Raw genomic sequence first — 17,545 nt, 5'->3', positions numbered from 1 at the left:
CACGAAATGGGGGCCGATTATAGCACCCGCCCCCGGAGGCCTCCCTTGCGCAGGATCAGAACAAAAACGCCTGCTTTTCGGGTGCCGACAGGGGCTCGGCGTCGGCGCCGAACACTTTCATCTGGCGCGGCCGGAACCAGACGCATTGGCCGGCCGCCAGCTGCAGCGCCTCGTGCCGCTCGCGCGACAGCTCGACCTCGATGATTTCGCTGCCGTGCAGCAACTCGATGCGCACCACCGGACCGATCGGATGGACATGCTGCACCGTGGCCTGCAGCCCTTCATCGCTCGGCTGATGGGTGATGTCGATATCGTGAGGGCGGACGAAGGCCATCGCCTTCTCGGCCGCCGCGCCGCGCTCGACCTCGGCATAGGCGCCCTGCTGCCGGCTGTGAAAAACGTTCACATTGCCCAGGAATTGATAGACAAAGGGCGAGGCCGGGCTGGAATAGACCTCGTCCGGCGAGCCGATCTGCTCGATCTTGCCGTGGTTCATGACGACCACGCGGTCGGCGACTTCGAGCGCCTCTTCCTGGTCGTGAGTCACGAAGACACTGGAGATGTGCATGTCGTCGTGCAGGCGGCGCAGCCAGCGGCGCAGTTCCTTGCGCACCTTGGTGTCGAGGGCGCCGAAGGGTTCGTCGAGCAGCAGCACTTTCGGCTCGACGGCGAGCGCCCGGGCCAGGGCGATGCGCTGGCGCTGGCCGCCGGACAGCTGCGACGGATAGCGGTCGGCCAGCCAGTCGAGCTGGACCAGGCCGAGCAGTTCCATGACCCGGCGCTTGATCTCGGCGTCCGACGGCCGCTCCTTGCGCGGCTTGACGCGCAGGCCGAAGGCGACGTTCTCGAACACCGTCATGTGGCGAAACAGGGCGTAATGCTGGAAGACGAAGCCGACTTCGCGCTCGCGGGCATGCAGGTGGGTAGCATCTTCTCCCGAGAACAGGACCTCGCCGCCGTCGGCGCTTTCCATACCGGCGATGATCCGCAGCAGCGTCGTCTTGCCGCAGCCCGAGGGGCCGAGCAGGGCGACCAGTTCGCCGGTCGGGATGTCGAGGTTGATGTTGTCGAGCGCGACGAAATTGCCGAAGCGCTTGGAGATGTTGCGGATTTCGATGCTCATCAGGTTTTCTCCGGCGCCAGCACGGTATTCAGCATTTCGGTTTCCTTCTTCATGCGCCATTCGACGACGGTCTTGGCGACCAGCGTGACCAGGGCCAACAGGGCGAGGATGGAAGCTGCGGCAAAGGCGCCGATGGCGTTGTATTCGTTGTAGAGGATCTCGACGTGCAGCGGCAGGGTGTTGGTCTCGCCGCGGATGTGGCCGGAAACCACCGACACCGCGCCGAACTCGCCCATCGCCCGGGCATTCGACAGGATCACCCCGTAGAGCAGGCCCCACTTGATGTTGGGCAGGGTGACGCGCATGAACATCGCCAACCCGAGGCGCCGAGCGATACCGCGGCCTCTTCCTCATCCTTGCCCTGCGCCTGCATGAGCGGTATCAGTTCGCGGGCGATGAAGGGGAAGGTGATGAACAACGTGGCGAGGATCATGCCCGGCACAGCGAAGATGATCTTGAGGTCGTGTTCGGCAAGGAAGGCGCCGAAAGTACCCTGCGAACCGAAAAGCAGGATGAAGATCAGGCCGGCGACCACCGGGCTGACCGCGAACGGCAGGTCGATCAGCGTGATCAAGAGGCTCTTGCCCTTGAACTCGAATTTGGCGATGGCCCAGGCGGCGGCGACGCCGAACAGGATATTGAAGGGCAGCACGGCGAGCGCGATGACTATGGTCAGCCAGATCGCCGAGGCGGTTTCCGGCTCCTTGAGCGCTTCGAGATAGACCGGCACGCCCTGGGCCAGGGCCTCGACGAAGACGGCGAGCAGCGGCAAGCCGAGGAAGAAGAACAGGAAGCCGAGGCCGATAGTCAGCAGGCTGTAACGAACCCAGCGCGGCTCCTGGGTGGCCCGGGTCGATTTCATGAGGCGGCTCCAGCCTTGGCCGCGGCGACTTCGAGCGGCTCGCTGTTCTTGTGGCGATTGGCCGTCCACCACTGCAGGACATTGACCGCCAGCAGCAACATGAAGGACAGGGCGAGCATGACCACGGCCAGCGCCGTGGCGCCCAGCACATCGTATTGCTCGAGCTTGGAAATGATCAGCAAGGGGGTGATTTCCGAAATCAGCGGCAGGTTGCCGGCAATGAAGATCACCGAGCCGTACTCGCCGACGGCGCGGGCGAAGGCCAGCGCGAAGCCGGTGAGCAGGGCCGGGAAGATGGCCGGAAAAATGACCTTGACGAAGGTCTGCCAGCGCGAAGCGCCGAGCGAGGCGGCAGCCTCCTCGACTTCGGTCTCGATGTCCTCGATCACCGGCTGCAGGGTGCGGACGACGAAGGGCAGCGTGATGAAGGTCAGGGCAACGACGATGCCCCACGGCGTATAGGCGATCTTCAAGCCGAGCGGTTCGAGGTAGCGGCCGAGCCAGCCGTTGCCGGCATAGAGCGTGGCCAGCGTGATGCCGGCGACCGCGGTCGGCAGCGCGAAAGGCAGATCGACCAGGGCATCGACAAAGCGCTTGCCGGGGAAGGGATAGCGCACCAGGACCCAGGCCACGATCAGGCCGAAGAAGGCATTGATCGTCGCCGCCAGCAGCGAGGCGCCGAAGGTCACGCGAAAGGCGGCCAGCGAGCGCTCGCCGAGGGCGATGTCGATGATCTGCCCGAAGCCGAGTTCGGACGCCTTCAAGACCATGCCGCCCAGGGGCAGCAGGATCAACAGCGAGAGATAGACCAGCGTGTAGCCCAGCGCCAGACCGAAGCCGGGCAACACGCGGTGGGTTTTTGCCGCCATTTATTTCTGCACGTAGATCTGGTCGAAGCTGCCGCCATCCTTGAAGTGCGTGGCGAAGGCCTTGTTGGCACCACCGAACACTTCATCGACGGTAAAGGTCTTGACCGGCGGGAAAGACGCGGCGTACTTCTTGAGGATTTCCGGGTCGCGCGGCCGCAGGTAGTTCTGCGCGGCATTCTCCTGACCTTCCTTGGACCACAGGTATTCGAGGTAAGCCTGGGCCTGCTTGCGGGTGCCCTTCTTGTCCACCACCTTCTCGACCAGCGCCACCGGAAACTCGGTCTGCATGGTCAGGCTGGGATAGACCACCTCGAACTCGCCCTTGCCGAATTCCTTGGCGATCATCTCGGCTTCGGATTCGAAGGTGATCAACACATCGCCCATCCGGCGCTGCATGAAGGTCGTCGTCGCATCGCGGCCGCCAGCGGCGAACAGCGGGGCGTTCTTGAGCAGCTTGCCGAGGAATTCCTGCGCTGTCTTGTCGTTGCCGCCCGGCTGCTTGAGCGCCCAGGCCCAGGCCGACAAATAGGTGTTGCGGCCGTTGCCGGTGTTTTTCGGGTGCGGAATGATCATCTGGACGCCCGTGGCGGCAACGTCGGACCAGTCCTTGATGCCCTTCGGATTACCCTTGCGGACAATGAAGACCATGGTCGAGGTATAGGGCGAGGCGTTGTTCGGGAATTTCTTGGTCCAGTCCTTGGCGACTAGCCCTTTTTCGGCCAGGAACTCGATGTCGTTGGCCTGATTCATGGTCACCACATCTGCTTCCAGGCCATCGGCGACGGCGCGCACCTGCTTGGTGGAACCACCGTGCGACTGCTTCAGTTCGATACTTTCACCCGCCTTCGCCTTCCAGTACTTCTGGAACAGCGGGTTGTAATCCTTGTAGACATCGCGGGCAACGTCATAGGACGTATTGAGCAGCGTGGCATCGGCCAGGGCGGCGCTGGCCACCAGGGCCAGCAGAAGGCCGGAAATTGATTTGCGGAATTGGGACATGGCTCACCTCATCGAATGACGATGGGCAATTTAGCCGAATCATTTATAACCACAAAGACAAAATTAGCATTTGATTATCGCATTCCAGCATAAAAATACGACTCCGACCCCTCCCGAGAATATTCAACCCTGTTCGCCAATTCATCGAGCGGCTATCATTCGACATTCTCCACGCCGCCGAAATTGCCCAGATGCGCGCCTCCCTGCCAGTCACCCTCCTTCTTTCCTCCCTGCTCGCCGCCTGTGCCGCGATGAAGGAAGACCTCCCGCCGAGCAAGCATATCTCGCAGAGCGGCCCGCTCAAGGTGCATCCAGGCCTGCTCGGCCAACCGGTCCCGGCGGAACTGCAAAGCGAAACTCAACCCGCGACAACCAGCCAGCCCAGCCAGAACAACCTGCCGGCAAAGGACGCCCCCCCCACCGCACCCGAGTCGTCGATCAGAATGGATCAGACCGGCCTGCGCACGCAGCGCAGCGTCTATTTCGACTACAACAGCGCCGGCATGAAGGCCGACTACGATCCCGCCCTGCGCGCTCACGCTCGCTATCTGGTCGCCAACCCGAAGGCCCGCGTCCGCATTGAAGGCAATGCCGACGAGCGCGGCAGCAGCGACTTCAATCGCCAACTCGGCCTGAAGCGGGCCGAGACGGTCCGCAACACGATGATCGGCCATGGCGCGCCGAAAAAGCAGGTCGTCATTAAAACGCTAGGAGAAGACAAGCCCAAGCTGAAGGGCCACGACGAGGAATCCTGGGCCGAAAACCGGCGCGCTGACGTGGTCTACGAAAAGGAAGACTAAGGTCTTCCACTACACGGGCCGGACCGCCAAATCCTTGCCCCACCAAGAGACTGAAAAGCAGAAGGCCTCGCCCAATGGCGAGGCCTTCTGCTTTTCGAGATGACTGAGCGATCAGGTCACGCTTCGTGAGTTTCCTTGACCAGCTTGCCGGGCAAGTGCGAAAGCCATTCGGAAAACGGAATTTCCTGAACCTCGGGCCGCCGCCGCTCGACCGTCTTGCGCCGCTCGCGCCAACCGTCCGGCGGTCCGATTTCGGTGGCCCGCCGATCGGCATTCGAGCGTTGTTCGTTGATCCTGCGCATGACATCCCTCGTCACCAAATTACGTCGCTTCCATCTAAGGAATGTTCTTTCCCTGGATGCAGTCAATTTACGCCAGGGCCAGACAGCAGGCAGTGAAATACCTCACAACCGGCAAGAAACTGGCAGAAGCCAATTATTTGTCGGGAGAAGAAAGATGCGCGCTCCTGCCGCCATCGATGTTGAGAACCTGGCCCGTCACGTAAGGCGCATCGAGGATCAGGAACTTGACTGCCCGCGCTACGTCGCGGGGCGTGCCCACCCGCTTCAATAGCGTGTGCTCGACGATCGCTGCCTGTTCTTTCGGCGAAAAGGCCGCACGGTCTTCCGGCCAGTCGATCGCCCCTGGCGCCACCGCGTTGGCTCTGATCGCCGGAGCCAGTTCGATGGCCAGCGCCCGCGTCAGATTGAGCAGCCCGCCCTTGGCGGCGCAATAGACCGGGAAGCCGGCGAGCGGCCGCTCGGCATGAATGTCGGTGATATTGACGATGCTCCCGCCGCTTGCCTTGAGGTGGGGAGCGGCAGCCTGAGCGAGGAAGAACGGAGCCCGCAGATTGGAACTCAGGAGATTGTCCCAGATCGCCGCGTCGACACTGCCGACCGGCGTCGGGAAGAAGGTGGAGGCATTGTTAACCAGGGCAAACAAGCCGCCAAAGCGGGAGATGACGGCATCGACCAGCCCGGGAATGTCTTCCAGGCAGTCGAGATCGGCTGCGAAGATCGCCGCCGAAGCCGGGCGCAAGGCATTCAATTCATCGGCCAGTGCCGCCGCGGGCGCTGCCGAGTGCCGGTAGTGGATGGCCACGTTCAGGCCCGCCTGGTGCAGTTCGCGCACAATGGCGGCACCGACGCGACGACTGGCCCCGGTAACAAGAACGGTCGGCTGGCTCATGATCGTCAGCGCGCCTCGCCAAACTGCTGGCGCAGGCTGGCCACGGTACCCGCCTCGCCGCGGATATGGAAGAAGGCACCATCACCGTCGGCGCGCTCCGCCAGCACCTGGCACCTGGCGTAAAGTTCGCCGCGCAGTTGCTGGGCCGACCAGGGCAGAAAGAGCTCAGTCTCGACCAGATCCCGCTGAAAAAACGCGACGATCGTCTGGTGCAGCCGGGCAACATCCTCCGGCCGGCGGGCGCTCATCACGACACAATCCGGATACTGCGCCCGCAGCGCCGCTTCGCATTCTGCCTGGGCCGTCTCATCGCCGACGTAATCGATCTTGTTGAAGACGCGCAGGCGGGGCACGCCATCGGCCGCGATCTCGGCCAGCACCTTGTCGGTAACCTCGAGCTGGCGTTCGAAGCCGGGGTCGCTGGCATCGATGACATGAAGCAGCAGCGCGGCGTCGAGCGCTTCGTCGAGCGTGGACTTGAAGGAGGCGACGAGGCCGTGTGGCAGGTTCTTGATGAAACCGACTGTGTCGCTGACCAGCACACGCGGCACGCTTTCCGGGTAGAGGGTGCGCACGGTGGTGTCGAGCGTCGCGAACAGCTTGTTGGCGACCAGCACCTCGCTGCCGGTCAGCGCCCGCATCAGCGTGGACTTGCCAGCATTGGTGTAGCCGACCAGCGCGACGCTGGCCAGGCCCTGGCGCTCCTGGCGGCGGGCGCGCTGCGTCTGGCGCTCGGCGTCCATGGCGACGATTTCCAGTTGCAGTTCGGCGATCCGGTCGCGGATCTTGCGGCGATCCAGTTCGGTGGCCGACTCGCCCGCCCCGCGGCCGCCGACGCCGCTGCGCTGCCGCCCCTGCGGCCCGGCCAGCTTGGCCGCCTCGCGCAGGCGCGGCGCCATGTAGCCGAGACGGGCGATTTCGACCTGCGCCTTGGCGGCGCGGGAACGCGCATTGCGGTGAAAAATTTCGAGGATGACCATGGTGCGGTCCATGACCTCGCAGCCGACCTCGACTTCGAGATTGCGCGCCTGCGACGGTGAAATCTCGTGGTCAACGAGAATGGCATCGATCTCGCACGGGCCGGCGCTGGCGGTTTCCACATAACCAGCTTCGTTGTTCACGAAGTGGTGGATTTCCTGGCGCTTGCCGACGCCCAGGTAAGCCGTCGTATCGAAGCCGGCGCGTTTCTGGATGAAGGTGCGGACGACTTCGAAGCCCAGTGTCTTAGCCAGCTCGCGCAACTCGGCCAGCGACGCCTCGAACTCGATATCGCTGACGCTCGGCAATTGCACGGCCGCCACCACGGCGTACTTGGGCTTCTCATTAACTTCTATTTGCATGCGGAAATTGCTTCTCTTCGATGAACAAAAACGGATAGTACCCGCCAATGCAATGCACAAGCGATAATGGCCATCGCTACCCGTACCCGACACAAGGTCGGTACGTCCGGACAAACACCGCCAGACGCCTTGCTAATTCCCGCCCCCACTTGAATATGAGAAAACCGACGCTATACCAAAGCTTGAAAGCAAAACGCCGCAGCCAGTCGCTGGTCATCGGCGTCACTTGGTACACCGAGGAAACCTGGAGCCAGGTCAAGGCCACGGCCACCGACCCCGAATGTTTCGAGGAGTCATTCACAAAATGGAAAACGATGGCCGTTGCCGCGCGCCGAAACTTCCAGCGCTCGGGCGTTCTCGCCCTTGAATGCCAGATCGTTCCCGAAGAGTTCTTTGCCTGGTGCGCGGCGAACAACCAGGAAAACAACTCGACGTCCCGGGGCGAGTTCGTGTCGGAAAAACTGAGCGCCGCCCACGACGCGAAAGCTTGATCCAGGCTGATTCTGCTTGGACTGCAGGCTTTACGGGACTCCGCAAGCCCTCAGATGAGGCAGATAGCGATGGTCACGGATTTTCGTGACCATCCCTGCAGGTGTGTTGTACAGCTACCCCTCTGCTTTCGCGCCTCGTCGCGGGAGAATCCAGTTGGCACGGGGAAAGTGGCAGGTGTAGCCGCCGGGATGGCGTTCGAGATAATCCTGGTGCTCGGGCTCGGCCTCCCAGAAATCGCCGGCCGGTTCGACCTCGGTCACCACCTCGCCGGGCCAGAGTCCGGACGCATTGACGTCGGCAATGGTATCGAGCGCGACCTGTCGCTGGCGATCGTCGACATAGAAGATTGCCGAGCGATAGGACGGTCCGCTGTCGTTGCCCTGGCGGTCGCGCGTCGAGGGATTGTGGATCTGGAAGAAATATTCCAATAACTGTCGGTAGCTCAGCCGGTCGGGATCGAACACTATTTCGATCCCCTCCGCATGTCTGCCGTGGTTGCGATAGGTAGCGTGAGGCACTTCGCCGCCGGTGTAACCGACACGGGTGGCGAGGACGCCCGGCAGGCGACGAATCAGCTCCTGCATACCCCAGAAGCATCCGCCGGCAAGGACTGCGCGTTCAGGATTAGCCATTACCAAACCTCCACTTGTTCAATGTACTCACCATAGCCCTCGGCTTCCATCAGGTCGAGCGGGATAAAGCGTAACGCAGGAACAAGCTGAAATTTAAGCGCCAGCCAGCGGTCAAACTGCTGAACCGTTTGACCGCTGGCTGGCATGATTCCCAATCCGTGCACACGGCCACAAGCGGTTAATTACCCAAGAAATCGGGCGGTCTTCATGGTTTGAGCCATGTCCTTCATCTATCGGAGAACCAAAATGGTCAGCAAGAACACGATTTGCCTCTGGTTCAACGGCACTGCAGTAGAAGCCGCACAATTCTATGCCGAGACATTTCCAGACAGCGCGGTGGGAACGATCCATCGCGCGCCTGGCGACTATCCCGCTGGCAAGCAGGGCGATGTCTTGGTGGTCGAGTTCAGCGTTATCGGCCTCCCTTGTATCGGCCTGAACGGGGGGCCGGAATTCAAGCACAACGAGGCTTTCTCCTTCCAGGTCGCGACTGACGACCAGGCCGAAACCGACCGTTTGTGGAATGCAATTGTCCGAAACGGTGGCCAGGAAAGCGCATGCGGCTGGTGCAAGGACAAGTGGGGCCTGTCGTGGCAGATCACGCCACGCGCCCTTACTGCCGCGATCACCGACCCCGATCGCGCGGCGGCCAAGCGCGCTTTCGAGGCGATGATGCAGATGGGGAAGATCGACATCACTGCGATCGAAGCGGCCCGGCTCGGCTGACGCTCATCGATCGTCCTTTTCTGCCGGCTGCGAACGGCGGCGCTGGCCGAACAAAGTTCAAAAATAGAGGCCCGGCAATCGCCGGGCCTCTCCAATAACTACAGTCCGACAGACTTAATTGTTTCTGATCACTGTTACCAGTTCGGTTCGCGCTCCGGTGTTGAAGTGATCTTGTGGATGCTGAGGTCGGCGCCTTCGTATTCTTCCTCCTGGCCCAGACGCAGACCGATGACGGCTTTCAGGCTGCCATAGACGAGCAGGCTGCCGGCCAGGGCGACCACGATGGCCAGCCCGGTCATGATCAATTGCGACATCAGGGAGACGCCACCCGCCCCGCCGAGTGCCGTGCTGCCGAAGATGCCCGCGGCAATCCCACCCCAGGCGCCGCAGAGGCCATGCAGCGGCCAGACGCCGAGCACGTCGTCGATCTTCCAGCGGTTCTGGGTCAGGGTGAACATCACGACGAACAGACCGCCCGCGATACCGCCGACTGCCAGCGCCCCGATCGGGTGCATCAGGTCGGAACCGGCGCAGACGGCGACCAGGCCGGCGAGCGGACCGTTGTGCACGAAGCCCGGGTCGTTCTTGCCGACGACCAGCGCCACCAGGGTACCGCCGACCATGGCCATCAACGAATTGAGGGCCACCAGACCGGAAATCTTGTCCAGCGTCTGCGCGCTCATAACATTGAAGCCGAACCAGCCGACGGTCAGTATCCACGCCCCCAGCGCCAGGAAAGGAATCGATGAGGGCGGATGCGCCGACATCCGACCATCCTTGGTGTAGCGTCCGTAACGCGCACCGAGCAGGAGCACGGCGGGCAGCGCGATCCAGCCGCCCATGGCATGCACCACGACGGAACCGGCGAAATCGTGGAATTCGGCGCCGAAGCTCGCCTTCAACCAGGCCTGAATGCCGAACGCCTGGTTCCAGGCAATGCCCTCATAGAAGGGATAGACGAAACCGACCAGCAGGAAGGTGGCGATCAACTGCGGATTGAACTTGGCGCGCTCGGCAATGCCGCCCGAGATGATGGCCGGAATGGCGGCGGCGAAAGTCAGCAGGAAGAAGAATTTGGTCAGCTCGTAGCCGTTCTTCTCCATCAGCGTCTCGACGCCGGAGAAGAAATTGACGCCGTAGGCGATGCTGTAACCGATGAAAAAATAGGCAATGGTCGACATGCCGAAATCGGTCAGGATCTTGACCAGGGCATTAACCTGGCTCTTCTTACGAACGGTACCGACCTCGAGAAAGGCGAAACCTGCATGCATAGCCAGCACCATGATGGCACCAAGCAGGATGAACAGCACATTGCTGCCGGATTGAACTGTTTCCATGAAACCCCCAGACAAAGAATCCGGGGTGAAAAGCAAGCACCATTCCAGTGCATCAAAGATGTTACAAATCAGTGCGTTGCAAATTGCATTCCGCGAAAAACAGCACCTGTTTGGTGCGAAAAACGAACCACGCGCTCACTATCGGTGCAACCATGCCTTATTTCGGGGCGGCCTCGGGGGGCAGCAGAACCCACAGGCGGCCGCTCTGTTTCATGCGTCCGGCTTGCTCACCGGCAGCCTTGCCGAAGCCCCAGAAAAAGTCGGCGCGCACCGCCCCCTTGATCGCCCCGCCGGTATCCTGGGCCATGACCAGGCGATTCATCGGCTGCGCCGAGTTGGGCCGGGTGGTTGCCAGAAAGACCGGAACGCCCAGCGGCACCGAACGCGGATCGACGGCAATGCTCCGCTCGGCCGTCAAGGGCACGCCCAGCGCGCCGATCGGACCATCGTTGCCGCTTGGCGCTTCGCGGAAGAAGACATAGCTTGGATTGGCATTGAGCAGCTCATCCAGCCGTGCCGGGTTGGCCCGCGCCCAGGCCTGGATGCCCTGCATCGAGGCCTCTTCCAGCTTCAGTTCACCGCGTTCGACCAGGAGCCGGCCAATCGACTGATAGGGATGGCCGTTCTGATCGGCGTAATTCAGGCGCACCGTGCTGCCATCTTTGAGCTTGACGCGCCCCGAGCCCTGGACCTGGAGAAAGAACAACTCGACTGCATCGTCTACGTAAAGCAGCGTCTTGCTCGGCAAGGCATCGCCGCGGGCGCCGATTTCGGCCCGCGACCAGTAAGGGACAACCTTGTTGCCCTCCAGGCGGCCGCGCACGCGCTTGTCCTTGAGTTCGGGGAAAACCGCCGACAGGTCGATGGTCAGCAAATCGTCGGGGACGCCCCGCACCGGCTGTTCGAAGCCCTTGACGCGGTTGCGGCTGCCGCGCAGCAGCGGCTCGTAATAGCCGGTGATCATCCCGCTGGCCGCCGGCGATGTGGCGCCCTGAGCAAGGGCATCGCCAGCGGCGACGGCATAGGGCTGCAGATTTTGCTCGAAGAAGCGTCGCGCATTGTGGCCCGCCTTGCCATCGCTCGCCCGCGCCAGATCACAGACCCGCTTCCAGGCCGGGCCATGGGGTTTGCTGGCCATGCCGCGGCAAGACAGCAGAAAGGCCGGCCAGGCGGCGGCGTGGTCGTCTTCAGCCCAGCCTGGCAAGTCGGCCCAGGTGCCCGGCAGCAGGCTGCGCGAAAAAACCGGCGGCGTGGCGGCTGCCTGCACCGGCGGACAACTGGGGCAGGCCGCGCAGGGCGCGCAGGCTGCCAGCGACGGTTCGCTGCGCGGGACCGTCGAGCAGCCGGCCAGCAAGCTGAGGGCAAGAAGGAAAGCGGCTTGGATTTTTGGCATGGGTTTCGATAGAGTTCGGGGCTTCGCCCAAAGTATACCTGCCCCGATGACCGATCCCCTTCAGTTCGAACGCCTGCTTGCCCGTGCCGAGGCCACCCTCGAGCGCTTTGCGGCCACCCTGCCGCCGCCGCCCCCGGCGCTCGACTGGGCGGCGGCGATCGCCTTCCGCTGGCGCAAGAGCCACGAGCGCGGCTGGCTGCAGGCCGTGCGCCACCCGCATCCGATCCGCCTCGCCGATCTCAACAACATCGACGACCAGAAGGAACGCATCACCGCCAACACGCGCCAGTTCGTCGCCGGCAAGACCGCCAACAACGTGCTGCTGACCGGTTCGCGCGGTTCCGGCAAGTCGTCGCTGGTCAAGGCGGTGCTCAATGAATACGCCGCCCAGGGCCTGCGCCTGATCGAGGTCGACAAGGAGGATCTGGTCGACCTGCCGGACATCGTCGATCTCATCGAAGGCCGGCCGGAACGTTTCATCATCTTCTGCGACGACCTGTCCTTCGAGGCCGGCGAAACCGCCTACAAAGCTCTGAAATCAGTTCTCGACGGCTCGGTCGCGGCACCGCCCGACAACGTGCTGATTTATGCCACCTCGAACCGCCGCCATTTGATGCCGGAGTATTTTTCGGAGAATCTGGAAACAAAACGCGTCGACGACGAGATCCACCCCGGCGAAGCGACCGAGGAGAAAATCTCGCTTTCCGAACGCTTCGGCCTGTGGATCTCCTTCTACCCCTTCAGCCAGGACGACTATCTGAACATCGTCAATCACTGGCTACGCTACCTTGGCGTCAGCGACAAGGTAATCGCCGCCTGCGAACGCGATGCGCTGAACTGGGCACTGAGCCGCGGCTCGCGCTCCGGTCGCGTCGCCTGGCAATTCGCCCGCGACCTGGCCGGCCAGCAGAAGACAACGAAGAAGACCGGCTGATGAGCACTATCGTCGAAGTCGCTGCAGCCGTGATGTTGCGGGCGGACGGCCGGGAATTCGTGCTCGCCCAGCGCCCGGAGGGCAAGGTCTACGCCGGCTACTGGGAATTCCCCGGCGGCAAGGTAGAGCCCGGCGAAACGGTGCGCGCCGCGCTGATTCGCGAATTGCAGGAAGAACTCGGGATCACCGTCACCGCCTGCTCGCCGTGGCTGACCCGTCAATTCACCTACCCGCACGCCACGGTGCGCCTCAATTTCTGGCGGGTTACGGCCTGGGAGGGCGAGATCGGCATCACCGCCCCGCTCGAGCATTCGGCGGTCGCCTGGCAGCAGTGCGGCGCCGCCGCCAGCGTCGCCCCCATCCTGCCGGCCAACGATCCGATTCTCAAGGCGCTGGCCATGCCGACCGCGATGGCGATCACGATGGCCGAAGCCGAGGGCGCCGAGCGCCAGCTCGAACGCCTGGAACAAGCCCTGGAGGCCGGCCTGCGTCTGATCCAGGTCCGCGACAAAGGCTGTCCGCCGGCGCAACGTTTGCGCTTCGCCGAGGCCGTTGTCCGCCTCGCCCACGATCATGGGGCGCTGGTGGTCATCAATGACGATGAAGAAATCGCCCGCCAAGTCGGTGCCGATGGCCTGCACCTATCTGCTGGCCGGCTGGCCAGCTGCACCAGCCGTCCCGAATTCACCTGGCTCGGTGCCTCCTGCCACAGCGCCGCGGAAATCGCCCGGGCCGGCGAACTGGGACTGGACTACGCGCTGCTCGGAGCGGTCCTGCCGACGCCGACCCACCCGGAATCGGATGGCCTGGGCTGGGTGGAGTTCGAGCGCCAAGTGCAGGGCAATACGCTGCCGGTGTTCGCCCTGGGCGGCATGAAGCTGGAGATGTTGGCCGCAGCGCAACGACACGGCGCCCACGGTATCGCGCTGATGCGCGGCTGGTAACTCAGGATTCCGGCGAGTCGGGCAGTTCGCCGTCCACTTCGCCCGGCTGCGTCTGCACCGGAATCCGGTACGAGTCGCTGGCCCAGCAACCGAGATCGATCTGCTTGCAGCGTTCGGAACAGAACGGCCGCCACGGATTCTCCGGCGACCACAGCGATTCGCCGCCACACTGCGGGCAACGAACCTTGCGAACCTTGTTCTCGGCCATCAGAGATTGCAGAAGGTCAGGTCGAAGGCGACATCGCGCTCGCAGCCCCGCGCCTTGAGTTCGCTGGTCGGCGGCTTGGTGAAGCGGATGTTGAGAAAATACTTGTTGGCGCTGACTTCGGGAATTGCCGGCTCGTCGATATCGAGCGTCACGCGCACCATCTGGGCCGCGGTCCCGCCAAGGTTGAGCTGAAACTGGCCGTTCGGCGCCGTGTAGCTCTTCGGCCGGCCGCTTGAGCGCAGCAGGCGCAGCACGATGGCTGCCGCGTCGCGTAGCGGCATCAGCGGCTTGGTCCATCCCGCCAGTGCCTCGCGACGCATTTCAGGATCGCGGTGCAGCCACCAGTGATAAGACGGCAGATCGAATTCGCAGACCCCACCGGGAATCGCCGCCCGGCTCTTGATACCCATCAGCCAGTCGTTGTCGCGCATGTATTGGCCGATCTTGCCGGTCATGCCAAGCAACGCCGCCGATGATTGTTCAATTTCGTAGAGTGCGCCGGAGAGCGCCTCCTCCGAAATATCGGGATTGTTGCGATAGGCCAGCAAGGTCTGGCGCTGCCGTTCGAGTTCCTGGATGAGGTCCATCTTAAGGTCGGCGCGACCGGCCACCTCAAGGATTTCGAACATCGTGACGAGCGCCGTGTGGTGCTCGAGCTGGCCATCGCCCTGAGCGAAATGCGCCGTTTTTTCGAACAGATCCTCCAGACGCAGCAGCGTGCGGATGCGTTCGTTGAACGGGTATTCGTAAGTTATCACGCGGCCAGTGTCCGAAGAAACGGAAAATTGTGTGGATTTTGAGCTATTTGCGTGCAAATCTCAACAGCTTGCTTTAGGTATTTCAGCTAAAAGTAGTAGATACTTTCGATGCAGCTCCTGAACCTGGTCGCGCAACCGGGAAAAATCGGCGTCATTGAGCACAACATCATCGGCCACGGCAAGTCGTTGCTGACGGCTGGCCTGGGCGGCCATGATGGCTTCGACCTCGGCTGCCGACAAGCCGTTGCGGGTCATAACCCGCTGGATCTGCAGGCTTTCCGGACAATCGACCACGACAATCCGGTCGCAGCGTTCGCGATAAGCGCCGGACTCGACCAGCAGGGGAACCGCCAGGATGACATAGGGCGAGCAAGCTGCCCGGCAGCGCTCATCGGACAAGCGGCGAATCAGCGGATGCAGGATCGCCTCCAGCCTTTCCCTCGCCGCCGGATCGGCAAAAACCCGCTGCCGCATCGCAGCCCGATCCAGCGCGCCATCGGCGCCGGCAATCGCCGCCCCGAACTCGGCCCGCAGCGCCGGCATTGCCGCGCCACCGGGCCCCGTCAGCTCATGGGCGATGGCGTCGGTATCGACCAGCACTGCGCCAAACTCGACAAAGAGCTCGGCCACCGTGCTTTTGCCGCTGCCGATGCCACCGGTCAGGCCGACAACAAAATCGCTCACTTGCAGCCCACAACGTCTGACTTCGGCACGGCCTTGCCGATCGCCGCGAGCAGGGCCTCCTTGGATGAGGCCGGCCCGGTTGCCTGAACATTGACTGTGCTGTCCTTGCCCGGGCGGGGCATCACGCGCGCCGAGCGCACGCCCTTCTCCTTGAGCTCGGCCAGCCGCTCCTGCGCCCCCTTCTCGCTGGAGAAGATGCCCAGCGAAATGGCGTTGCGAATGGGGCCGTCCTGAACGATGAAATAGTCCGTCACGCCGAGCTGACGCAGTTCCGTCGCCTTTCTTTCGGCATCGGCCTTGCCCGCCAGGGGCGGAACGAATACCCCCCAGCCATTGCCTTCGCTGGCCACCACCCGACGAACCACCTTGAACTCGGCAAACTTGCTCGAGACCAGGGAAGCGACCCGCTCGGCATCCACTGGCGGCAGATGTTCCCAGGCCAGACAAACCGCTGCCGGCTCCTCAACCTTGGTCACCGGCTCGGCCCTGGGCGCCTCGGCGACAACCTCCGGCTTGACCGGCTCCACCGCTTTGGCGGGACTGGCTGGGGCCTCGCCGCGCGAAACGATGCGCATGCGCTCGGGCAGCACCTGCTTCTCGACGCGCACGGCATCCGGGTTGTCCGGCCGGCCGAAGTAGCCGGCGCTGAAGGCATAGAACAGCAAGTTGGCGAGGACCAGCAGGAAAACAAGCGTTTTCACGGATCAGCCGACCTTGGGCAGATGTTTCAGCGACTCGGCGATCGCCTCGGCCGGGTAATCGAAGTCTTCCAGCTGACCGGCGAAATACTTGTCGTAGGAAGCCATGTCGAAGTGGCCGTGACCGGTCAGGCTGAACAGGATGGTCTTCGGCTCGCCGGTCGCCTTGCACCTGAGCGCTTCGTCGATGGCGGCGCGAATGGCATGGCAGGACTCCGGCGCCGGAATGATGCCCTCGGCCCGCGCAAACTGGACGCCGGCATCGAAGGTCGCGACCTGTGGCACGGCCAGCGCCTCGATCCGGCCTTCATTCAGCAATTGCGAGACGAGCGGCGAATCGCCGTGGTAGCGCAGACCGCCGGCATGAATGCCGGGCGGCATGAAGTCATGACCCAGCGTGTACATTTTCATGATCGGCGTATAGCCAGACACGTCACCGTAATCGTAGGCGTAATGGCCCTTGGTCAGGGTCGGGCAGGAAGTCGGCTCGACGGCGACGCAGCGCAGGTTGGTCGCCCGCTTGTCGCCGGCGGCTTTGTCGGCGAGAAAGGGGAAGGCGATGCCGCCAAAGCTGGAGCCCCCGCCGCAAGGCCCGAAGATCACATCGGGGTAGAGGCCGATCTTGTCGAACTGCTTCTTGGCCTCGAGGCCGATCACCGTCTGGTGCAGCAGCACGTGGTTGAGTACCGAGCCCAGCGTGTAGCAGGTACCGGGATCGGCGGCTGCTTCCTCGACGGCTTCGGAAATCGCCAGGCCGAGCGAGCCCTGGTTATTGGGGTCGGCGGCCAGCGCGGCGCGCCCGGCATTGGTCAGGTTGGTCGGGCTGGAGAAGACATCGGCGCCCCAGGTCTGCATCATCGAGCGGCGGAAAGGCTTCTGCTCATAGCTGACCTTGACCATGAAGACGCGCACCGGCAGGCCGAACATCTGGCCGGCGAAGGCGATCGACGAGCCCCACTGGCCGGCGCCGGTTTCGGTAGTCAGCTTTTTGGTGCCGGCCAGCTTGTTGTAGAAAGCCTGCGGCACGGCAGAGTTCGGCTTGTGCGAACCGGCCGGCGAGACGCCTTCGTATTTGTAGAATATCTTGGCCGGCGTACCGAGGGCCTGTTCCAGACGCAAGGCCCGGCAGAGCGGCGCCGGGCGCCACAGGGCGTAGATCTGGCGGACTTCTTCGGGGATGGCGATCCAGCGCTCGGCCGACATTTCCTGTTCAAGAATCGGCCCCGGGAAGATTGCCCCCATCGCCTCCGGCGGCACCGGCTGGCCATCCGGCCCGAGCGGCGGCGATGGCGGATTGGGCATGTCGGCGACGACGTTGTACCAGTGGGTGGGGATTTCTTCCTGTTCCAGATTGATGCGCAGCGGTGTCATTTTCTTATATCCCTACAAGCATTTTTGGCAAAGGCGGTAACTTAAACCAAAACGCCATGCCTTGCCATGTCAGGCGGTTTGGGGAACTACCGGCAGCTACCGGTTGGCGCAGCGCCCCAGCCGGCGCAGCACCCCGCCGGTTAGGCAGCAGCCGTTTGGCCGGCGCCCCCCAGGGCAGCTAAAC

At 63.0% G+C, this 17,545-nt stretch carries 20 protein-coding genes and 1 pseudogene; 5 read left to right on the top strand and 16 right to left on the bottom strand.

Annotated features, from left to right (window positions below):
• Positions 1-55 precede the first annotated feature (55 nt).
• From NQE15_RS05650 to NQE15_RS05635, 4 genes and pseudogenes are all read right to left on the bottom strand, one after another.
• Positions 56-1,123: a sulfate/molybdate ABC transporter ATP-binding protein gene (locus NQE15_RS05650; protein WP_265947343.1), complete on the bottom strand. Its 1,068-nt coding sequence runs from the start codon at positions 1,121-1,123 to the stop codon at positions 56-58.
• Positions 1,123-1,985, bottom strand: a pseudogene (gene cysW, locus NQE15_RS05645) (sulfate ABC transporter permease subunit CysW). The gene NQE15_RS05650 and the pseudogene cysW overlap by 1 nt, the downstream one beginning before the upstream one ends.
• Complete coding sequence (gene cysT / locus NQE15_RS05640) at positions 1,982-2,854, bottom strand: sulfate ABC transporter permease subunit CysT (protein ID WP_265947341.1); 873 nt, start codon at positions 2,852-2,854, stop codon at positions 1,982-1,984. The pseudogene cysW and the gene cysT overlap by 4 nt, the downstream one beginning before the upstream one ends.
• The gene (locus NQE15_RS05635; protein ID WP_265947339.1) at positions 2,855-3,853 is read right to left on the bottom strand and encodes a sulfate ABC transporter substrate-binding protein; all 999 of its coding nucleotides are present in this window, start codon (positions 3,851-3,853) and stop codon (positions 2,855-2,857) included.
• A gap of 191 nt (positions 3,854-4,044) precedes the next feature.
• Between NQE15_RS05635 and NQE15_RS05630 the strand changes: the two genes are divergently transcribed.
• Complete coding sequence (locus NQE15_RS05630) at positions 4,045-4,653, top strand: OmpA family protein (protein WP_265947337.1); 609 nt, start codon at positions 4,045-4,047, stop codon at positions 4,651-4,653.
• Between the two features lie 116 nt (positions 4,654-4,769).
• Here the strand turns inward: NQE15_RS05630 and NQE15_RS05625 are convergent, their stop codons facing one another.
• The 3 genes from NQE15_RS05625 to hflX all read right to left on the bottom strand — a co-directional run bounded on the left by NQE15_RS05625 (position 4,770) and on the right by hflX (position 7,184).
• Positions 4,770-4,955: a hypothetical protein gene (locus NQE15_RS05625; RefSeq protein WP_265947335.1), complete on the bottom strand. Its 186-nt coding sequence runs from the start codon at positions 4,953-4,955 to the stop codon at positions 4,770-4,772.
• A gap of 133 nt (positions 4,956-5,088) precedes the next feature.
• Positions 5,089-5,844, bottom strand: coding sequence for a pteridine reductase (locus NQE15_RS05620; protein ID WP_265947333.1), 756 nt, complete (start codon positions 5,842-5,844; stop codon positions 5,089-5,091).
• 5 nt (positions 5,845-5,849) lie between these two features.
• A complete protein-coding gene (hflX, locus tag NQE15_RS05615; RefSeq protein ID WP_265947331.1) occupies positions 5,850-7,184 on the bottom strand; it encodes a GTPase HflX in 1,335 nt (444 codons plus the stop codon).
• Between the two features lie 155 nt (positions 7,185-7,339).
• Between hflX and NQE15_RS05610 the strand changes: the two genes are divergently transcribed.
• Entirely contained in the window at positions 7,340-7,675 is a 336-nt protein-coding gene (locus NQE15_RS05610; RefSeq protein ID WP_265947329.1) for a hypothetical protein, read from the top strand.
• A gap of 114 nt (positions 7,676-7,789) precedes the next feature.
• Here NQE15_RS05610 and msrA read toward each other — a convergent pair whose 3' ends face one another.
• Positions 7,790-8,308 (bottom strand): peptide-methionine (S)-S-oxide reductase MsrA, encoded by a 519-nt coding sequence (gene msrA, locus NQE15_RS05605; protein ID WP_265947327.1) that lies wholly within the window; start codon positions 8,306-8,308, stop codon positions 7,790-7,792.
• Positions 8,308-8,454, bottom strand: a complete 147-nt coding sequence (locus NQE15_RS05600) for a hypothetical protein (RefSeq protein ID WP_265947325.1) — start codon at positions 8,452-8,454, stop codon at positions 8,308-8,310. The genes msrA and NQE15_RS05600 overlap by 1 nt, the downstream gene beginning before the upstream one ends.
• A 100-nt stretch (positions 8,455-8,554) precedes the next feature.
• Here NQE15_RS05600 and NQE15_RS05595 point away from each other — a divergent pair, with 100 nt between their 5' ends.
• Complete coding sequence (locus NQE15_RS05595) at positions 8,555-9,034, top strand: VOC family protein (protein WP_265947323.1); 480 nt, start codon at positions 8,555-8,557, stop codon at positions 9,032-9,034.
• A 134-nt stretch (positions 9,035-9,168) separates the two neighbouring features.
• Here the strand turns inward: NQE15_RS05595 and NQE15_RS05590 are convergent, their stop codons facing one another.
• Positions 9,169-10,371 carry an ammonium transporter gene (locus NQE15_RS05590; protein ID WP_265947321.1) on the bottom strand — a complete coding sequence of 401 codons (1,203 nt, stop codon included), beginning with the start codon at positions 10,369-10,371 and terminating at the stop codon, positions 9,169-9,171.
• 157 nt (positions 10,372-10,528) lie between these two features.
• Complete coding sequence (locus NQE15_RS05585) at positions 10,529-11,764, bottom strand: murein transglycosylase A (protein ID WP_265947319.1); 1,236 nt, start codon at positions 11,762-11,764, stop codon at positions 10,529-10,531.
• A 46-nt stretch (positions 11,765-11,810) separates the two neighbouring features.
• On the opposite strand from NQE15_RS05585, the gene NQE15_RS05580 reads away from it, so the two are divergent.
• Both NQE15_RS05580 and NQE15_RS05575 read left to right on the top strand, forming a co-directional pair.
• On the top strand, positions 11,811-12,698 hold the full coding sequence (locus NQE15_RS05580) for an ATP-binding protein (RefSeq protein ID WP_265947317.1): 888 nt from the start codon (positions 11,811-11,813) through the stop codon (positions 12,696-12,698).
• Positions 12,698-13,642, top strand: coding sequence for a Nudix family hydrolase (locus NQE15_RS05575; protein WP_265947315.1), 945 nt, complete (start codon positions 12,698-12,700; stop codon positions 13,640-13,642). The genes NQE15_RS05580 and NQE15_RS05575 overlap by 1 nt, the downstream gene beginning before the upstream one ends.
• 1 nt (position 13,643) lies before the next feature.
• Here NQE15_RS05575 and NQE15_RS05570 read toward each other — a convergent pair whose 3' ends face one another.
• Genes NQE15_RS05570 through NQE15_RS05550 form a run of 5 tightly spaced genes read right to left on the bottom strand, consistent with a single transcriptional unit; the run spans position 13,644 to position 17,361 of the window.
• Positions 13,644-13,850: a DNA gyrase inhibitor YacG gene (locus NQE15_RS05570; RefSeq protein ID WP_265947313.1), complete on the bottom strand. Its 207-nt coding sequence runs from the start codon at positions 13,848-13,850 to the stop codon at positions 13,644-13,646.
• The gene (gene zapD / locus NQE15_RS05565) at positions 13,850-14,608 is read right to left on the bottom strand and encodes a cell division protein ZapD (RefSeq protein ID WP_265947311.1); all 759 of its coding nucleotides are present in this window, start codon (positions 14,606-14,608) and stop codon (positions 13,850-13,852) included. The genes NQE15_RS05570 and zapD overlap by 1 nt, the downstream gene beginning before the upstream one ends.
• A gap of 60 nt (positions 14,609-14,668) precedes the next feature.
• Complete coding sequence (gene coaE / locus NQE15_RS05560; RefSeq protein WP_265947309.1) at positions 14,669-15,292, bottom strand: dephospho-CoA kinase; 624 nt, start codon at positions 15,290-15,292, stop codon at positions 14,669-14,671.
• Positions 15,289-15,993: an SPOR domain-containing protein gene (locus NQE15_RS05555; RefSeq protein WP_265947307.1), complete on the bottom strand. Its 705-nt coding sequence runs from the start codon at positions 15,991-15,993 to the stop codon at positions 15,289-15,291. Before NQE15_RS05555 ends, coaE begins: the two co-directional genes overlap by 4 nt.
• Before the next feature lie 3 nt (positions 15,994-15,996).
• Entirely contained in the window at positions 15,997-17,361 is a 1,365-nt protein-coding gene (locus NQE15_RS05550) for a TrpB-like pyridoxal phosphate-dependent enzyme (RefSeq protein WP_265947305.1), read from the bottom strand.
• Between the last annotated feature and the right edge of the window lie 184 nt (positions 17,362-17,545).

It is taken from the genome of Dechloromonas sp. A34 (assembly GCF_026261605.1).
GTDB lineage: Bacteria > Pseudomonadota > Gammaproteobacteria > Burkholderiales > Rhodocyclaceae > Azonexus.
The sequence above is the reverse complement of the archived record's forward strand: the minus strand, read 5'-3'. Positions and strand labels throughout refer to the sequence as shown.